Origin of the sequence: Arthrobacter sp. NtRootA1 (assembly GCF_019976975.1) — a bacterium.
In the GTDB taxonomy this organism is placed as follows: domain Bacteria; phylum Actinomycetota; class Actinomycetes; order Actinomycetales; family Micrococcaceae; genus Arthrobacter; species Arthrobacter aromaticivorans.
The window spans coordinates 3,057,394-3,073,396 of the sequence record NZ_AP024630.1 but is presented as its reverse complement, the minus strand read 5'-3'; the positions used below and the strand labels follow the sequence as shown (position 1 = coordinate 3,073,396).

At 62.6% G+C, this 16,003-nt stretch carries 16 protein-coding genes; 15 read left to right on the top strand and 1 reads right to left on the bottom strand.

The features are described from left to right. Positions 1–16: 16 nt before the first annotated feature. From aroC to nusB, 6 genes are all read left to right on the top strand, one after another. Positions 17–1,216: a chorismate synthase gene (gene aroC, locus LDN90_RS13795; RefSeq protein ID WP_216925558.1), complete on the top strand. Its 1,200-nt coding sequence runs from the start codon at positions 17–19 to the stop codon at positions 1,214–1,216. Between the two features lie 56 nt (positions 1,217–1,272). Then, positions 1,273–1,782 (top strand): shikimate kinase, encoded by a 510-nt coding sequence (locus LDN90_RS13790; RefSeq protein ID WP_254186495.1) that lies wholly within the window; start codon positions 1,273–1,275, stop codon positions 1,780–1,782. Beyond that, positions 1,779–2,870 carry a 3-dehydroquinate synthase gene (aroB, locus tag LDN90_RS13785; RefSeq protein ID WP_223946194.1) on the top strand — a complete coding sequence of 364 codons (1,092 nt, stop codon included), beginning with the start codon at positions 1,779–1,781 and terminating at the stop codon, positions 2,868–2,870. The genes LDN90_RS13790 and aroB overlap by 4 nt, the downstream gene beginning before the upstream one ends. After that, positions 2,867–3,388 (top strand): tetratricopeptide repeat protein, encoded by a 522-nt coding sequence (locus LDN90_RS13780; RefSeq protein ID WP_223946193.1) that lies wholly within the window; start codon positions 2,867–2,869, stop codon positions 3,386–3,388. Before aroB ends, LDN90_RS13780 begins: the two co-directional genes overlap by 4 nt. 167 nt (positions 3,389–3,555) lie before the next feature. Then, entirely contained in the window at positions 3,556–4,119 is a 564-nt protein-coding gene (efp, locus tag LDN90_RS13775; RefSeq protein ID WP_011774957.1) for an elongation factor P, read from the top strand. Beyond that, the gene (gene nusB / locus LDN90_RS13770; RefSeq protein ID WP_216925562.1) at positions 4,119–4,529 is read left to right on the top strand and encodes a transcription antitermination factor NusB; all 411 of its coding nucleotides are present in this window, start codon (positions 4,119–4,121) and stop codon (positions 4,527–4,529) included. Before efp ends, nusB begins: the two co-directional genes overlap by 1 nt. Before the next feature lie 109 nt (positions 4,530–4,638). On the opposite strand, the gene LDN90_RS13765 is transcribed toward nusB, so the two are convergent. Beyond that, the gene (locus LDN90_RS13765) at positions 4,639–5,892 is read right to left on the bottom strand and encodes a PrsW family intramembrane metalloprotease (RefSeq protein ID WP_223946192.1); all 1,254 of its coding nucleotides are present in this window, start codon (positions 5,890–5,892) and stop codon (positions 4,639–4,641) included. Positions 5,893–6,068: 176 nt separating this feature from the next. Here LDN90_RS13765 and pyrR point away from each other — a divergent pair, with 176 nt between their 5' ends. The 9 genes from pyrR (at position 6,069) to gmk (ending at position 15,990) form a co-directional block, all read left to right on the top strand. Continuing rightward, the gene (gene pyrR / locus LDN90_RS13760) at positions 6,069–6,653 is read left to right on the top strand and encodes a bifunctional pyr operon transcriptional regulator/uracil phosphoribosyltransferase PyrR (RefSeq protein WP_216925564.1); all 585 of its coding nucleotides are present in this window, start codon (positions 6,069–6,071) and stop codon (positions 6,651–6,653) included. Continuing rightward, positions 6,650–7,678, top strand: coding sequence for an aspartate carbamoyltransferase catalytic subunit (locus LDN90_RS13755; RefSeq protein WP_223946190.1), 1,029 nt, complete (start codon positions 6,650–6,652; stop codon positions 7,676–7,678). The genes pyrR and LDN90_RS13755 overlap by 4 nt, the downstream gene beginning before the upstream one ends. Continuing rightward, positions 7,678–9,033 (top strand): dihydroorotase, encoded by a 1,356-nt coding sequence (locus LDN90_RS13750; protein WP_216925566.1) that lies wholly within the window; start codon positions 7,678–7,680, stop codon positions 9,031–9,033. Before LDN90_RS13755 ends, LDN90_RS13750 begins: the two co-directional genes overlap by 1 nt. Then, on the top strand, positions 9,033–9,554 hold the full coding sequence (locus LDN90_RS13745) for a hypothetical protein (RefSeq protein ID WP_216925567.1): 522 nt from the start codon (positions 9,033–9,035) through the stop codon (positions 9,552–9,554). The genes LDN90_RS13750 and LDN90_RS13745 overlap by 1 nt, the downstream gene beginning before the upstream one ends. Beyond that, positions 9,535–10,785, top strand: coding sequence for a glutamine-hydrolyzing carbamoyl-phosphate synthase small subunit (carA, locus tag LDN90_RS13740; RefSeq protein ID WP_223946189.1), 1,251 nt, complete (start codon positions 9,535–9,537; stop codon positions 10,783–10,785). The genes LDN90_RS13745 and carA overlap by 20 nt, the downstream gene beginning before the upstream one ends. After that, positions 10,785–14,093 (top strand): carbamoyl-phosphate synthase large subunit, encoded by a 3,309-nt coding sequence (carB, locus tag LDN90_RS13735; protein WP_223946188.1) that lies wholly within the window; start codon positions 10,785–10,787, stop codon positions 14,091–14,093. The genes carA and carB overlap by 1 nt, the downstream gene beginning before the upstream one ends. Next, positions 14,086–14,970, top strand: a complete 885-nt coding sequence (gene pyrF, locus LDN90_RS13730) for an orotidine-5'-phosphate decarboxylase (RefSeq protein WP_216925570.1) — start codon at positions 14,086–14,088, stop codon at positions 14,968–14,970. Before carB ends, pyrF begins: the two co-directional genes overlap by 8 nt. A 99-nt stretch (positions 14,971–15,069) precedes the next feature. Next, entirely contained in the window at positions 15,070–15,396 is a 327-nt protein-coding gene (mihF, locus tag LDN90_RS13725) for an integration host factor, actinobacterial type (protein ID WP_216925571.1), read from the top strand. A 21-nt stretch (positions 15,397–15,417) separates the two neighbouring features. Further along, positions 15,418–15,990 carry a guanylate kinase gene (gene gmk, locus LDN90_RS13720; protein ID WP_223946185.1) on the top strand — a complete coding sequence of 191 codons (573 nt, stop codon included), beginning with the start codon at positions 15,418–15,420 and terminating at the stop codon, positions 15,988–15,990. Positions 15,991–16,003: the final 13 nt, after the last annotated feature.

Sequence of the window (16,003 nt, the reverse complement as noted above, 5' to 3'; positions counted from 1 at the left end):
TGGCAGGATTGGTTATATGTTGCGTTGGTTGACTGCCGGTGAATCCCATGGTCCGGCTCTGATCGGAATTGTTGAAGGCGTGCCCGCCGGTGTTGAACTCACCAGTGGGCAAATCCGTGATGCCTTGGCGCGTCGTCGCCTGGGCTATGGGCGTGGTGCCCGCATGAAGTTTGAACAGGACGAAGTCACGATCCTCGGTGGCGTACGCCACGGCATCACCCAGGGTGGTCCGGTCGCTATTCAGGTGGGCAACACCGAATGGCCAAAGTGGGAGCAGATTATGTCTGCTGATCCTGTGGACCCTGAAGTCCTTGCCGACCAAGCCCGCAACGCGCCCCTGACGCGCCCGCGTCCTGGGCATGCCGATTTCACCGGGATGCAGAAGTACGGCTTTGACGAAGCCCGTCCGGTCCTTGAGCGCGCAAGTGCGCGTGAAACCGCCACCCGTGTTGCTCTCGGTACCGTTGCCGCCCAGTTCCTTAAGCAGCTGGGCGTGGAATTGGTAAGCCATACCGTTTCCATTGCCAGCGTCACCGTACCCGAGGGCAAGGCGTTGCCTCTGCCCAAGGACGTCATCGCCCTTGACGCAGATCCCTTGCGCTGCTTCGACCGCGAGACTTCGGATGCAATGGTCGCCGAGGTGGATGCCGCCCACAAGGAAGGCGAGACCCTTGGAGGCGTGGTTGAGGTCCTTGCCTACGGACTTCCGCCTGGATTGGGCAGTTACGTCCACTGGGACCGCCGCCTCGATTCCCGACTGGCCGCTGCGCTGATGGGCATCCAGGCCATTAAGGGCGTTGAGGTCGGTGACGGGTTCCTCACCGCTGCCCGCCGCGGTTCTGCAGCGCACGACGAAATCCTCAAGGATGAGAACGGCAAAATTATTCGTCAGACCAACCGTGCCGGCGGCATTGAGGGTGGCATGAGCATCGGAGAAGTTCTGCGCGTCCGTGCAGCCATGAAGCCCATTGCCACTGTTCCCCGCGCGCTGCGCACCATTGATGTCAGCACCGGGGAACCAGCCAAGGCCCACCACCAGCGTTCGGACGTTTGTGCAGTTCCAGCAGCGGGCGTTGTGGCCGAGGCCATGGTGGCCCTTGTCCTCGCAGAAGCCATTGCCGAGAAGTTCGGTGGCGACTCCGTGGCCGAGACCACGCGTAACCTGCAGAGCTACCTCGAGAACATCCCGGCAACCCTGGACTCGGTCGGACGGTAGTGGGCCGCCCAATTCAGGACGGCTGTTCTGGCCGTCCCGTTGTCCTCGTCGGCCCCATGGCGGTTGGCAAGTCTGCGATCGGCCAGCAGCTTGCCCAGCAGCTCGGCGTTCCATTCGTGGACACCGACGCCGTGGTGGTCGCAGCGCACGGCAGCATCGCGGACATTTTTGCCGGCCGGGGTGAACACGCCTTCCGGGAAATTGAAGCCCGGGCGGTGGCGAAAGCCATCGAGGCCGCCAAGGAGCAGCCCAGTGTGATCTCGCTTGGTGGCGGAGCCGTCCTGGACTCGGGAACCCAGCAATTACTGGGGGAGTGCACCGTGGTTTACCTGGAATGTGACGCCTCGACTGTCGCGGACCGGATTGCGCGAAACACCGGCAGGCCTTTGCTGCAGGGCGACGCAATGTCACGTTGGGAGGCCCTGTTTGCCACCAGGCGTCCTGTGTATGAGCGTCTTGCAGACATCGTCCTGGACGTCCGTTCGGGATCCGTGGCTGAAATCGGCCTCCAACTGGAGGAGCGGCTGCGCCAGCATGCAGCCTTGAAAGAGGAAGTTGAAAAGTGAGCAACGAAGCAACCGTCATCAAGGTGACCGGCCAATCCAGCGCGGAGAACTACGACGTCGTAGTGGGCCGTGGCCTGCTCGAATCGCTTCCTGCCAAACTTGGCGAACGGGTTCGACGCGTGCTTGTCATTCACCCGCGCGCTCTTCGACTGACCGGCGACACCGTCCGCGATGAACTCGAAGCTGCGGGCTTCACTGCCCTGACAGCAGAAATCCCGGACGCCGAAGAGGGCAAGCACATTCAGGTTGCCGCCTTCTGCTGGCAAGTTCTGGGACAGAACGATTTCACTCGCTCGGATGCGATCGTGGCCGTGGGTGGTGGCGCCGTGACCGACCTCGCCGGATTCGTGGCGGCTACGTGGCTGCGCGGCGTCAAAGTCATCCACATGCCAACCAGCCTGCTGGGTATGGTGGACGCCTCTGTTGGCGGCAAGACAGGTATAAACACGGCCGAAGGCAAGAACCTGGTGGGGTCATTCCATCCGCCGGCGGCTGTACTCGCCGATTTGGACACGCTCAAGACCTTGCCGCGGAACGAACTGATCTCCGGGATGGCAGAGGTCATCAAGTGCGGCTTTATCGCCGATCCCGCGATCCTTGACCTCGTTGAAAAGAACACGGACGCTGTGATGGATCCGGAATCTGGCGTTGTCCGTGAACTCATCGAGCGTGCCATTGCGGTCAAAGCCAACGTAGTCTCCCAGGACCTCAAGGAATCCGGACTGCGCGAAATCCTGAACTACGGACACACCTTGGGCCATGCCATTGAACTCGTGGAACGGTACTCCTGGCGCCATGGTGCGGCCGTTTCGGTGGGCATGATGTTCGCTGCTGAACTGGCGCGAAGCGTTGGAAGGCTCTCCGACGCCGACGCCGACCGGCACCGTACCATCCTCGAGAGCCTTGGATTGCCCATCACCTACCGCAAGGACCGCTGGCAAGGCCTGCTGGATGGCATGCGCCGGGATAAGAAGTCCCGTGGCGACCTCCTGCGCTTTGTTGTCCTGGATGGCGTAGCCAAGCCTGGCATTCTGGACGTCCCCGATACGTCCCTGTTGTTTGCCGCCTACCAGGAGATTGCGTCGTGATGACCGCCCTCAGGGAAGGCGTCAGCGATTGGCCAACCGCAGGGTTCCCGGGCGTCCGCATGAATCCCGACACTCTGCTGCCCGTCGTCGTCAATGAAGACGCACTGGAATCAGCGTTGGCTGCTTCGGAAGATCCGGCGGACCGCATTATGGCGCTGCTGCTGGAGAACCAGCCCAAGGAAGCAGCGGAATTGCTCGCCGAAGCCCGCTACAAAGACCCGGAATCCTTCCGGTTGCGGATTTTTGAAGCTGAAGTCCACCGGGCCACCAACCGCCTGGACCGTGCCATCCAGCTGTTCCGCCAGCTGCTGCAGGAAGTCAACGGCACCTCCAAGGAAGCGATCGTTCACCAGTATTTGGGCAGGGCCTACTTCGTGAGCGGAAATGCGCTGGCAGCGTCCGAAGAGTTCGCCAGGGCCCTGGACCTGAGGGTTGCCAACGCCGCCGATGCCGCGCTGATTTACTCCTCCGCGGTTGCCCTCCAACGGGCCAGGGACGTGCTGGAACTCGCATCCTGATCCAGGCTGGAACCACCCGAAACCAAGCCACTTCCCATTTGCCGGTAGAATGGTTCTTGGATTTTTGATAAATACGCGCTGGCACGCCTGTTGGCATGCTGGCTGGCATACCCGGCTGGAAGCTAGAAACCGTAGCTAGAACCAGTGAGAGAAACCAGAGGATACGAGTGGCAACCACAAACGACATCAAGAACGGAACCGTACTGAAGCTCGAGGGCCAGCTCTGGAACATCATTGAGTTCCAGCACGTCAAGCCGGGCAAGGGTGGCGCTTTCGTTCGCACCAAGATGCGCAATGTCATGTCCGGCAAGGTGGTTGACAAGACCTTCAACGCCGGCCTGAAGATCGAGACCGCTACGGTTGACCGCCGTGACTACCAGTACCTGTACCAGGATGGCGAAGACTTCGTCTTCATGGACACCCAGGACTACGACCAAATCACCGTTTCCGGTGCTACGGTGGGCGACGCCACAAACTTCATGCTTGAGAACCAGATGGTGAACATCGCCATCCACGAAGGCACTCCGCTGTACATCGAGCTGCCGCCGAGCGTCGTTCTCGAAATCACCTACACCGAGCCCGGCCTGCAGGGCGACCGCTCCTCGGCAGGCACCAAGCCGGCAACCGTGGAAACCGGCTACGAAATCCAGGTTCCGCTGTTCGTGGAGCAGGGCACCAAAGTCAAGGTTGATACCCGCGATGGCAGCTACCTGGGCCGGGTCAACGACTAGTGAGCGCACGCGGTAAAGCCCGTAGCAGGGCACTTGAAGTACTTTTCGAGGCGGAGCAGCGTTCCGTTTCGGCTTTCGACGCGCTCAAGGCGCGTCGGGAGAAGACGGATCTCGTCATTAACCCTTACACGATGGAAATCGTTGAGGGCGTCGTCTCCATGCAGCCAACCATCGATGAGTTCCTGCAGACCTATGCCCAAGGCTGGACGCTGGAGCGGATGCCTTCGGTAGACCGCATCATCCTCCGCATTGGTGCCTGGGAGCTCCTCTACAACGACGAAGTCCCGGACGGAGTGGCAGTCAGCGAAGCTGTGGCCCTCGCCAAGACGATGTCCACGGACGAATCACCGGCCTTCATCAACGGCTTGCTCGGCCGGCTCCAGAAGCTCAAGCCGTCACTGCTCGCGTAGGAGCACTGCCGGACTGCTTCAGGCCCGAAAGGGCCGAGTCGAATGGCTAAGTCTCAATCAGGCTTGAAAGGACCCGCATCCACGCAGGATGCGGGTCCTTCTCTTTCTGCTAGTGCAGCACTGCCGCCCGGAGCTCTGGAATCGCGCGAAGATGGTCAAGTTCGTCCTGCTGATGAACCGGCACATCGCGGCCGCTGAGGATGCGTTGGCGGGTGAACGCCAAGGCCGTGGCACCCTTGATGAATGCCCGCATCTGCGCCGCACGTCCACGCGAGGCTGCCCAGCGAACCGCCTGTCGCCTTCCTTGGGATGTTGCGAGCATTTCAACTTCGGCTGGCGTGAACCATCCGGCCCTGGCATATTCGAGCAGCCGCTGGCGCGTGAGTTTGCCTTCGGCAAGGCGCAGGAAAATGATGCCGAGGGCCGCGATCAGGAAGATCGGCACCTGCACCACGAAGTAGTCCAGCAGGAAGTCCTGGCCCATGCTGTTCCACCGGTTGTGCAGGAACATGGCCGGCAGGAGACCGATGGCGAAGGCCACCACTGCATAACCGGAATGCCATCTCCGGGCGGCGAATCCCATAATCAGGCCGGTTGTCCCCGTGAAAATGGCGTGGGCGAAGGGTGACATGACACCGCGAAGGATAAAGATGCGGACAAGGTCCGTGCCGGGCTCCGATGAGGAGGCGATCTCACGGCCGAAGTAGAGGATGTTCTCGGTGAAGGCGAAGCCGGCGGCAATGGTAAAGGCAAAGACCACACCATCCACGGGACCATCGAAATATTTCCGGGCGCCAAGGATGAGAAGCAACAGGCCAAGCGATTTGGTGAATTCCTCCACGATGGGAGCCTGGACCGTAGCCATGAAATAGGTGAATGCTTCTTCGCTGGTGGTAGGAGCTGCCAAGGCGAAGAGGGGCTGGATCAACAATGTTCCGGCGATCGAGACTGCAGCTCCCCACGTGAAAGCGAACCACAGCAGCCTGTTCGGTTCGGGCTCCCAACGGTCAATGAGCCGTACGGTCAGCAGCACCACCGACAACGGGATCAGGGAGGCGATGAACCCGATCACGAAGCCTGTGATTCCTGTATTGCCCAGAAGGAAGGGAACCACCAGAAGAAGACTGCCGAAGACCAATATGGCGCCTGCCAAGAGCAATGGGAGAGTTCCCGGCGACCGGCGTCCCCGGGATACCGGTGGTGCCGCCCAGGTCTGCTGGGGAAGGCCCCCGGGGTTCCCCGGCGCTGGTTGGTAGTTTCCGGGCTGTACGCGTCCGATCCACGTGGGATTGGCTGCCGGTTCCAGGTACGGCCGCGGGTAGGGTTGGTGTCCGCCTGGGGGCCCAGGATGGTCGCTGCTCATGGCTTAGAGCCTATTGCACGGGCCGAATGTGAGCTTTGCACAGGCCGAATGTGAGCTTTAACTCACGCCTCGTCTGTGGCCCGGTGAGGCTGGCAGTTTCCGCTGTGGTAGTTTTGGAAGGCAAATATTCCTTTTTTAATTCCGTCCCGTGAGGCGGGGAAAGGGGAGACGAGCGAATGACTGAAGTCACTTCAGCGCAGGTTCCGTCGCGGGTTGTTCTCAACCAAGCGGACATCGATCGCGCGCTGACTCGTATCGCCCATGAGATCCTCGAAGCCAACAAAGGTTCGCAGGATCTGGTTCTTCTGGGCATTCCCAGCCGCGGTTATCCCTTGGCCGTGCGGCTCGCCAACAAGATCGCTGCGGCTGACCCCAGCGTCAACGCGGAAACGATCGTCGGGCAACTCGACGTCACCATGTTCCGTGACGACCTTTCGCACCAGCCCACCAGGCCGCCCCACCACACACGCCTGCCACTGTCCGGTATCGACAACAAGGTTGTTGTCCTCATTGATGACGTCCTGTATTCGGGCCGCACCATCAGGGCAGCGCTTGATGCCTTGGTGGACCTTGGCCGTCCCAGGATTGTCCGCCTCGCCGTCCTGGTGGACAGGGGCCACCGCGAGCTTCCCATCCGGGCGGACCACGTAGGCAAGAACCTGCCCACTTCCTCCGCGGAAAAGGTCCGCGTCCACCTTGAGGAAATCGACGCCGTGGACGGCGTCCCGGTCAACGAAGTAGTAATCGAGGCCGGAAAGTGAAGCACCTCCTCTCCACTGAGAACCTCAGCGCCTTCGACGCCATCCGCGTACTGGACACCGCCGAAGAAATGTCGGCGGTGGGCGACCGCGAGGTCAAGAAGCTCCCTGCCCTCCGCGGCCGCACAGTAGTGAACCTCTTCTTTGAGGACTCCACCCGTACCCGGATCTCCTTCGAAGCTGCAGCAAAGCGGCTTTCAGCCGATGTCATCAACTTCGCCGCCAAAGGCTCCTCGGTTTCCAAGGGCGAGTCCCTCAAAGACACAGCGCAGACGCTGGCCGCCATGGGCGCGGATGCGGTGGTCATCCGTCATTGGGCTTCCGGTGCTCCGCACCGGCTTGCCGCCACGGACTGGATCGACGCCGCAGTGATCAACGCAGGCGATGGTACCCACGAACACCCCACGCAGGCGCTGTTGGATGCGTTCACTATGCGTCGCCACTGGTCCCAGCTGAACGGGACGAAATCCAGCGGAGCGGACCTTCGAGGCATGCGTGTGGCGATCGTCGGAGATGTCCTGCATTCCCGCGTGGCCCGGTCCAACGTTTGGTTGTTGCGCACGCTGGGTGCCGAGGTCACGTTGGTGGCGCCACCCACACTGCTGCCGATCGGCGTCGAGCACTGGCCCTGCAAGGTCAGCTACAACCTGGACGAAACGCTGGAAGCGGGCGTCGACGCCATGATGATGCTGCGCGTCCAGGGTGAGCGCATGCATGCCTCGTTCTTCCCGTCTACCCGAGAGTACTCACGGCGATGGGGCTTCGACGACGCCCGGCTTCGGGCGCTGGATGACCTTGGCATGAAAGACACCATCATCATGCACCCCGGCCCCATGAACCGTGGCCTGGAAATTTCCTCAGCCGCCGCCGATTCGCCCCGCTCAACAGTGCTTGCACAGGTACGGAACGGTGTTTCAGTGCGCATGGCGGCCCTTTACCTGCTGCTCTCCGGGGATTCCCGCGAAGCAACTGCCGCAACGGCAGCGACCACCCACGCTGTAAGCCAGCCCACCAAGGAGAGCAACTGATGGCCGAGAACACGTACCTAATCCGCGGGGCCGCCATTCTCGGCGGCGAAGCCGAAGACCTGCTGATCCGCGACGGCATCATCGCCGCACGGGGCAAGGACCTCCACGACGACGACGCCACGGTGATCGACGGCACGGGCCTGGTTGCCCTCCCCGGCATGGTTGACGTGCACACGCACTTGCGCGAGCCCGGCCGCGAAGATGCTGAAACGGTCGAAACCGGCACTCGTGCCGCGGCCCTTGGTGGCTTCACGGCCGTCCACGCCATGGCCAACAGCAACCCCGTTGCAGACACGGCAGGCGTCGTCGAACAGGTCCACAGCCTCGGCCGCGCATCGGGCTGGGTGGACGTGCGCCCCGTTGGCGCCGTCACGGTGGGCCTGGCCGGTGAACAACTTGCCGAACTGGGTGCGATGGCGGATTCCCGCGCCCAGGTGCGGATGTTCTCCGACGACGGCATCTGCGTGCACGACCCCGTGCTGATGCGCCGCGCGCTGGAGTACGTCAAAGCGTTCGACGGCGTGGTTGCCCAGCACGCGCAGGAACCCCGCCTTACCGCCGGGGCACAGATGAACGAAGGCACCGTCTCGGCGGTGCTGGGACTTGCTGGTTGGCCAGCCGTGGCAGAGGAAAGCATCATCGCCCGCGACGTCCTGCTCACGCAGCATGTGGGTTCCCGCCTCCACGTTTGCCACGTCTCCACCGCTGGATCGGTTGAAATCGTCCGCTGGGCCAAAGCCCGGGGGATCAACGTCACGGCCGAGGTCACGCCCCACCACCTGCTCCTCACTGACGAACTGGTCCGCAGCTACGATCCCGTGTACAAGGTCAACCCGCCGCTGCGTACGGATGCCGACGTCCAAGCGCTCCGCGAAGGCCTCGCCGACGGCACGATCGATGTTGTCGGCACGGACCACGCCCCGCACCCCAGCGAGCACAAGGAATGCGAGTGGGCGCAGGCGGCCATGGGCATGACCGGCCTGGAAACGGCACTGTCCGTGGTTCAGGAGACCATGATCGAAACCGGACTCATGACGTGGGCAGACTTCGCCCGGGTCACCTCCTTCACCCCGGCAGTTATCGGCCGCGTAGCGGACCAGGGCCGGCCGTTGGAGGAAGGCGAGCCCGCCAACGTCATCCTGGTTGACCCGGCTGCCCGCTGGACAGTTGACCCCCATAAGATGGCCACCATGGGCCGCAATTCACCGTTCAAGGGCAAAGAGCTGCCCGGATCCGTGGTCGCAACCTTCTTCAAGGGCCACCCCACCGTTCTCAACGGCAAGCTCAACACTCCGTACAGGTACGCCGGAAACTACCCAACCCCGGATGCCGCCGGGGCAGTCAGCGGTAGCTGATGAACAACCAGACACTCACCGTGCTCATCACGGTGCCGTTGATCATCGTCGTCCTGATGATGATCTGGCTCGGGTGGCGGAACCGGCTCAGGCGACAAGCCGACGTCGAACGCCTCCCGGAGGTGCCACAGCGGCTGACACCGGCCACGGTCGTAGCGGAGGGCCAGTACGTTGCCACTACCACGGCAGGGGACTGGCTGGACCGCATCGCAGTGCAGGGCCTTGGAATCCGCACCAACGCGGAACTGAGCGTCCACGCTGAAGGCATCTTGTTCGACCGCTCAGGCGCCGCCCCGGTATTCATTCCGCGCTCCGCGGTGGCTGACAGCCGCCAAGCAGCCGGCATGGCCGGGAAGTTCGTGGAAAAAGACGGACTCCTGGTCATCAGTTGGAAGCTGGGCGGCAAGGAACTGGATACCGGGTTCCGGACCAGGCATGCAGCCGACAAAGAGCTCCTCCTCGAAGCCATCCAAGAATTGATCTCCGCAGCCCCTCAGGCAGATGCCGATAGTGGAAAGTAATAAAGTGACGGACAGTAAAGCAGCCACCACACCCACCCCCTCAGCAGCAGTACTGGTGCTTGAAGACGGCCGCATGTTCCGCGGCCGTAGCTACGGCGCCCAGGGAACGGCCCTCGGTGAGGCCGTCTTCGCCACCGGAATGACCGGCTACCAGGAGACCATCACCGATCCTTCCTACGCCCGCCAGCTCGTGGTGCAGACCGCACCCCACATCGGCAACACGGGCGTCAACAGCGAGGACGCTGAGTCCCGCCGCATCTGGGTGGCCGGCTACATTGTGCGCGATGCCGCCCGCCGCCCCTCCAACTGGCGCTCGGAACGCAGCCTCGATGACGAACTCGTCGATCAAGGCATCGTGGGCATCCAGGGCGTCGATACCCGTGCCATCACCCGCCACCTCCGCGAGCACAAGACCATGCGCGCAGGCATCTTCTCGGGTGAGGCCGCACAGGCATCGGACAAGGAGCTCCTGGACGCAGTGCTGGCAAGCGCTCCCATGGAAGGCGCAGCGCTGGCTGAAGAGGTTTCCATCGACGAGGCTTACGTCGTGGAACCCAAGGACCACGGCTGGGAAGGCGAGCCCAGGTTCTCCATTGCCGCCGTCGACCTCGGCATCAAGGCCATGACCCCGGTCCGCTTCGCCGAACGCGGCGTGCGGGTGCATGTCCTTCCGGCGACGTCCACCCTGGAGGAGGTCAACGCGGTCAACCCGGACGGCTTCTTCATGTCCAACGGTCCGGGTGACCCCGCTACCGCAGACCACCAGGTTTCACTCCTGCGTTCGGTGCTGGACGAGAAACTGCCGTACTTCGGCATTTGCTTCGGAAACCAGATCCTGGGCCGCGCCCTCGGCTTCGGCACCTACAAGCTGCGGTACGGCCACCGCGGCATCAACCAGCCGGTGATGGACCGCCGCACGGGCAAGGTCGAAATTACCTCGCAGAACCACGGCTTCGCCGTCGACGCCCCGCTGAACGGTGCCACTATCGCCCCCGAGGAGCGTTATGGCCGCGTCGAAGTCAGCCATGTCTCCTTGAATGACGACGTCGTTGAAGGCCTTGCGTGCCTGGACATCCCGGCGTTCTCGGTCCAGTACCACCCCGAGGCCGCGGCTGGCCCGCACGATGCTGCATACCTCTTCGACCGCTTTATCGACCTCATGGCCGAAACCAAATCGGCCACCTCCGGCGCCGCCAACTCCACCGACTCCAAGACTGAGGACAAGAAGTAATGCCCAAGCGTACAGATCTCAAGAGCGTCCTTGTCATCGGTTCCGGCCCCATCGTTATCGGCCAGGCAGCCGAGTTCGACTACTCCGGCACCCAGGCTCTCCGCGTCCTCAAGGAGGAAGGCCTCCGGGTCATCCTCGTGAACTCCAACCCCGCCACGATCATGACGGACCCCGAGTTCGCCGATGCAACCTACGTTGAGCCCATCACGCCCGAGGTCGTTGAGAAGATCATCGCCAAGGAGCGTCCGGACGCCATCCTGCCCACCCTGGGTGGCCAGACGGCCCTGAACACTGCCATCGCATTGGACAAGAACGGTGTGCTGGAGAAGTACAACGTGGAACTCATTGGCGCGAACATTGCTGCCATTGAGCTTGGGGAAGACCGCGAGAAGTTCAAGGGCGTCGTTGAGCGCTGTGGCGCCGAGTCGGCCCGCAGCCACATCATCCACACCATGGAAGAGGCCTTCGCTGCTGCTGAGGACCTCGGCTACCCCATGGTGGTCCGGCCGTCCTTCACCATGGGTGGCTTGGGCTCGGGCTTGGCTTACAACGAGGATGACCTCCGCCGCATCGTCGGCCAGGGCCTCCAGTACAGCCCCACCTCCGAGGTCCTGCTCGAAGAGAGCATTCTCGGCTGGAAGGAATACGAGCTTGAGATGATGCGCGACAAGAACGACAACGTCGTTGTTGTTTGCTCCATCGAGAACTTCGATCCCGTAGGCGTCCACACCGGTGACTCCATCACGGTTGCTCCGGCGCTGACCCTCACGGACCGCGAGTACCAAAAGCTTCGGGACGTCTCCATCGCCGTTATCCGTGAAGTCGGCGTGGACACCGGTGGCTGCAACATCCAGTTCGCCATTGACCCCGCCACGGGCCGCGTAGTGGTAATCGAGATGAACCCGCGCGTATCGCGTTCCTCCGCGCTGGCTTCCAAGGCAACCGGCTTCGCCATCGCCAAGATCGCCACCAAGCTCTCCCTTGGTTACACCCTGGACGAGATCCCGAACGACATCACCCAGAAGACGCCCGCGTCGTTCGAGCCCACGTTGGACTACGTAGTGGTCAAGGTTCCACGTTTCGCCTTCGAGAAGTTCCCGGCGGCCGACAACACGCTGACCACCACCATGAAGTCTGTTGGCGAAGCCATGGCCATGGGACGCAACTTCACCGAGGCCCTGCAGAAGGCTCTTCGCTCGTTGGAGCAGAAGGGCTCGCAGCTGGACTTCAGCTCCGTGCCGGAGTACGAGGTTGCCGAGCTCATCGAGAAGGCCAAGCGTCCTACGACGGACCGCCTGCACCAGGTGCAGCGCGCGCTCCTGGGTGGCGCCACGGTGGAAGACCTCTTCGAAGCCACCAAGATTGATCCTTGGTTCCTGGACCAGCTGCAGCTCCTTAACGAGACCGCGCAGGAGATCCGCAAGGCCGGCGTCCTCACCGAGGAAATGCTGCGCAACGCCAAGCGCCACGGCTTCTCCGACGAACAGATCGGTGCCCTGACGCACAACAATGAGGCAGTGGTCCGCGGGGTCCGTCAGGCCTTGGGAATCCGTCCGGTCTACAAGACTGTGGATACCTGTGCTGCAGAGTTCGCTGCCTACACGCCGTACCACTACTCGGCGTATGACGAGGAAGATGAGGTAGGCCTGCACGCCAAGCCCTCTGTCATCATTCTCGGTTCCGGCCCCAACCGCATTGGCCAGGGCATCGAGTTCGACTACTCGTGCGTCCACGCCTCCATGGCGCTGCGCAAGGCCGGCTACGAGACCGTCATGGTCAACTGCAACCCCGAGACAGTCTCCACCGACTACGACGTCTCAACGCGCCTCTACTTCGAGCCCTTGACCCTCGAGGACGTCCTCGAGGTCATCGCGGCTGAAGAGCGCACGGGTGGCGTCATGGGCGTCTTCGTCCAGCTCGGCGGCCAGACGCCCCTGAAGCTCGCACAGCAGCTTGCCGACGCCGGCGTGCCGATCCTGGGCACGTCGCCTGAGGCCATTGATCTCGCAGAGCACCGTGGCGCCTTCGCCCGGGTCCTGGACGAGGCCGGCCTGACCTCCCCGAAGAACGGCACCGCAGTTTCCTTCGAGGATGCCAAGAAGATCGCTGACGAGATCGGTTATCCCGTGCTTGTCCGTCCGTCCTATGTCCTGGGCGGCCGCGGCATGGAAATCGTCTACGACGAAGCCAACCTTTCCCGCTACATCGCCAACGCCACGGAAATCACGCCGGATCACCCCGTGCTGATCGACCGCTTCCTCGAAGACGCGGTCGAAATCGATGTCGACGCCCTGTTCGACGGCACCGACATGTACCTCGGCGGCATCATGGAGCACATCGAAGAGGCGGGTATCCACTCCGGAGACTCCGCCTGTGTCCTTCCTCCGATCACACTCGGCAGCAACGTGATCGAGCGCGTTCGGACGGCTACGCGGGCCATCGCCGAGGGCGTGGGCGTCCGTGGCCTCATCAACATCCAGTTCGCGCTGGCCTCGGACGTCCTCTACGTCCTTGAAGCCAACCCGCGCGCTTCGCGGACAGTGCCCTTCGTTTCCAAGGCAACCGGGGTGCAGATGGCCAAGGCTGCCGCTCTCATTGGTACCGGCGTCACCATCAACCAACTGCGCAGTGCCTACAAGATGCTGCCGGAAACCGGTGACGGTTCCACGTTGCCCCTGGACGCGCCGGTCGCCGTCAAGGAAGCCGTCCTGCCGTTCAGCCGCTTCCGTACGCCGGAGGGCAAGGTTGTCGACTCCCTGCTCGGCCCGGAAATGCGGTCCACAGGCGAAGTGATGGGCATCGACAAGCACTTCGATACCGCATTCGCCAAGAGCCAGGCCGCCGCAAACAACGCGCTGCCCACCGAAGGCAAGATCTTCGTTTCCGTGGCCAACCGCGACAAGCGCTCGGTGATCATGGGCGTCAAGCGCCTCTCGGACCTCGGCTTCGAGATCGTCTCCACGGGTGGCACGGCTGACGTCCTGCGCCGTAACGGCATCCAGGCGACTCCGGTCCGTAAGGTGGCCGAGGGCAGCAGCGCTGAAGGCGAAGGCACCATTGCCGACCTCGTCATTGCCGGCGAGATCGACATGGTCTTCAACACCCCGTCCGGCGGGGAAGCCCGCAGTGACGGCTACGAGCTCCGGGCAGCGGCCACATCAATCGGCATTCCCTGCATCACCACCGTGGCTGAATTCAACGCAGCCGTGCAGGCAATTGAGGCACTGCGCACCTACGAATGGTCAGTCACCAGCCTTCAGGAGCACGCAGCCAACCTCAGCGAATCCCAGGCCGCCGTCAATGCCTGACATCGTTGGTGCGCACGAGGCCCAGGATGGACAGCAGCCGGTCCGGGAGTCATTTGGCTCCCGGCTGGCTAGCGCAATGGCCACCCGTGGTCCGCTGTGTGTTGGAATCGATCCCCATCCCCAGCTGCTGGCTGACTGGGGACTGAACGACGACGTCGCCGGGCTGGAGCGCTTTTCGCTCAGCGTTGTGGAAGCCGTGGCTTCCCTCGCTGCCGCAGTGAAGCCGCAGGTGGCGCTTTATGAGCGTCACGGCTCTGCGGGCATGGCTGTCCTGGAGCGGACGTTGGCCGCAGCCGCTGATGCGGATGTGCTGAGCATCGCCGATGCCAAGCGCGGTGATATCGGTTCCACCATGGCTGCCTATGCAGATGCGTGGCTGCGTGACGGTTCGGCCTTGGCCGCGGACTCGGTGACCTTGAGTCCCTACCTCGGCTTCGAGTCCTTGCGTCCGGCGTTGGACCTTGCTGCGCAAAATGGCAGGGGAGTCTTTGTGCTCGCATTGACATCCAATCCGGAGGGAAAGTCTGTCCAGCACGTTGGCGGAAGCAATTCCGTCGCTCGGGGGATCGTTAATGCGGCCGCATCCGAGAACCAGCGGTACTCGGGTGTCCTGGGTTCAGTGGGACTTGTTGTGGGCGCCACCATAGGTTCTGCACTCAAGGATCTGGACATCGACCTCGGCCCGGTCCGCGGAGCTATCCTGGCGCCCGGCTTGGGGGCGCAGGGTGCTACGCCGGCGGATCTCCGCTCGACCTTCGGCGCAGCCTATCCAACAGTGCTGGCTACGTCGAGCCGGGGCATCCTTGCCGCCGGTCCAACGAGTGCTGCGTTGCGGGCGGCTACCCAGGAAACGCTGGACAGCCTGCGGGCGGAATGATTCGCTGGCGCCTCATTGCGCAACCCGCCGCCTGCCGGTAGGTTCAGGATCAGTTTCGCGTGACGTGAATCACAAATCCGATCTGACAGGGGTTTGGCCGTGGGTCTGAAAGAGCTGACACCGCAGGAGCGTTCCGATGCTTTGGATAAGGCTGCAAAGGCGCGCGCTGTGCGGGCCGCAGCCAAAGAACGGCTCAAACGCGGTGAAGTGAGCATTGCTGAGCTGATCTCTTCAGGCACTACGGATGAAGCCATTGCGCGGATGCGGGTAGTGGAGCTCCTGGAGGCACTCCCGGGCATAGGACCTGTACGTGCGGCCGGGATCATGGCGGAGATAGGTATCGCCGGATCCCGGCGCATCAGGGGCTTGGGCATTCACCAGGCCCGGGCGCTGGTAGATTTTATGGATACCCAGCAAAGCGTTTGACGCATCTCCCCGAAGGAATCCGTGAGCAAGAAACCTGGACTGACTGTCCTCGCAGGCCCAACTGCTGTTGGCAAGGGAACCGTATCCACCTACATCAGGGACAACTATCCAGAAGTTTGGCTTTCCGTCTCCGCCACCACCCGTGCGGCGCGTCCAGGGGAGAAGGACGGGGTTCACTACTTCTTCAAGTCCGCCGACGAGTTTGACTCGCTGGTAGCCGATGGCGAACTCCTGGAGTGGGCCGTGGTCCACGGCCACAACCGCTACGGCACGCTCCGGAGCACCGTGAATGCTGCGATTGCGGAGGGGAAATCGGTACTGCTCGAGATTGACCTCCAAGGTGCACGGCAGGTAAAGGCTGCTGTGCCGGATGCCAAGTTCGTCTTCCTGGCACCGCCCAGTTGGGAAGAAATGGTGCGGCGGCTTGTTGGTCGCGGCACTGAATCTGCCGAGGAACAGCAGCGCAGGCTGGAAACCGCTAAACTGGAACTTGCTGCTGAACCGGAGTTTGACCACACCGTCATTAATGACGACGTTCGCCGGGCAGCGGACGAGCTTGTTTCACTCATGGGGCTAACCCCGCACGAGCGCTAAGCGCTTGCACTTG

Coding starts and splice junctions, on each gene's coding strand:
- aroC (WP_216925558.1), top strand. CDS start 17: ATGTTGCGTTGGTTGACTGCCGGTGAATCCCATGGTCCGGCTCTGATC.
- LDN90_RS13790 (WP_254186495.1), top strand. CDS start 1,273: ATGGCGGTTGGCAAGTCTGCGATCGGCCAGCAGCTTGCCCAGCAGCTC.
- LDN90_RS13765 (WP_223946192.1), bottom strand. CDS start 5,892: ATGAGCAGCGACCATCCTGGGCCCCCAGGCGGACACCAACCCTACCCG.
- pyrR (WP_216925564.1), top strand. CDS start 6,069: ATGACTGAAGTCACTTCAGCGCAGGTTCCGTCGCGGGTTGTTCTCAAC.
- LDN90_RS13750 (WP_216925566.1), top strand. CDS start 7,678: ATGGCCGAGAACACGTACCTAATCCGCGGGGCCGCCATTCTCGGCGGC.
- LDN90_RS13745 (WP_216925567.1), top strand. CDS start 9,033: ATGAACAACCAGACACTCACCGTGCTCATCACGGTGCCGTTGATCATC.
- carA (WP_223946189.1), top strand. CDS start 9,535: ATGCCGATAGTGGAAAGTAATAAAGTGACGGACAGTAAAGCAGCCACC.
- carB (WP_223946188.1), top strand. CDS start 10,785: ATGCCCAAGCGTACAGATCTCAAGAGCGTCCTTGTCATCGGTTCCGGC.
- pyrF (WP_216925570.1), top strand. CDS start 14,086: ATGCCTGACATCGTTGGTGCGCACGAGGCCCAGGATGGACAGCAGCCG.